This window comes from Okeania sp. SIO2C9, assembly GCF_010672455.1.
Classification (GTDB): Bacteria; Cyanobacteriota; Cyanobacteriia; order Cyanobacteriales; family Microcoleaceae; genus Okeania.
Map to the genome: position 1 here is coordinate 1 of NZ_JAAHGO010000235.1, position 1,360 is coordinate 1,360.

At 43.5% G+C, this 1,360-nt stretch carries 2 protein-coding genes; both read right to left on the minus strand.

Annotated features, from left to right (window positions below; all coding sequences use genetic code 11):
* The coding region (locus F6K23_RS40595; RefSeq protein WP_293166885.1) for a hypothetical protein at positions 1-719 on the minus strand (719 nt) is incomplete at its 3' end.
* A 26-nt stretch (positions 720-745) separates the two neighbouring features.
* A partial coding sequence (locus F6K23_RS40600; protein ID WP_293166887.1) for a hypothetical protein occupies positions 746-1,360 on the minus strand: 615 nt, incomplete at its 5' end.

The window sequence follows — 1,360 nt, forward strand, 5'->3', positions numbered from 1 at the left end:
TGTCCTGTCAGTAGTAGGGAGATTTCTACCAGCCATTGAAAGGCAATGCCCATTGCTAATAGCCAAGTGCGAAGCAATAAGCCCAGATAAGAACCAATGGCTTGTTGAGCCATTTCTAAAGGGTTAGCTTTAAGACTTGAAATAAATTTGGCAAGACCTCCAGAGGGGGGTGTTTTTAAGGAAGAGGCGATTTGTTCTACCTGGGTAGCTGCATTGTTGAGACAGTCCGCCTGCTGCTTGGGGTCAACTATGGCTGAACATCGGCTCATTACGCCTTTCATTGCTGCTTCAGCACCCGCTTCTCCTACAATTTGTCGATAGGCATCCTGCAACTTTACCGAGGCAGATGTAGTTTCTAACACCCTCCGATTAGTTTCATTGATGATATTTCTGAGTTCTATGGTTCCATTAGCTAAAGCTTTACCGTTGTTAGACAGGAGGATAATTACAATCAAGGGCCAAATCAAATCGCTAAAAGGTCTGTTGCCCTCATCCTCCATCATGTTTTTTGCCCACTGCACCATGAACAGTAATAAGGTTCCAAGGGCAAAAAGAACTCCCACTTGAGTGAGGTCAACATATAATCCACCTCCTCCTCTCAATACGTCATCCCAAAGCTTAAATATTGCAATTTTTACGGCATCTTGAGCTAATAGCCCTTCATCGAGGATTTGCGTAGCTTTCGTACCTGTATCAGCCAGAAATAGTTCTGATAGCATTATCAAGCGTCAATTCTCCCTACTCCCTAAAACAAGCCAGCTAGAGAAGTAGTCCGCAGCGCTTCAAAAGCTGCCCCTACCTTTTCCTGCTGCTGTGCCTGGTTTTGTCCGTCAACAGCTCTGGAAATATTGGTCAAATTCAAGTTAGTTAATTCCTGGCGTTTGGCTTCATCTATCGAGTCAGCACGCAGTGCTCCTAAAATTGCCGCTTGTTGGGCATTCTGTTGGGCGATTTGTTTCATCACGTTTTGAGTAATGACTTCTCTTTGAGCAGCTTCAGCCGCACTCTTTACCGAGAGTACAGAATTCTGGGTACTTTTTAATTCTTCAAATGTTTGTTTTTGCCCTTCTTCGCCAAGAGTCGTGGAGGCTTGGGCGCGAGTTATTTGACGGTCTACTTCATTTGAAGCTAAATCCCCCGAATATAAAGGTTCTTCACTTATTGATAATTTCTCTTCAATTTGGGTTCGTAGTAGCTCTGGATCTGGTAGCCCTAACTTTCCAATCGCACCATCAATTGCTGCCTGTAAATCAGCCTCAACTGTTTGAGATAGCTCTGCAAGTGCTTCATCTACAGTTGCACTAAAAAAAGACTTAATTTGGTTCCATTCTTCTTGAATTTTCTCAACAATATCTGTCAA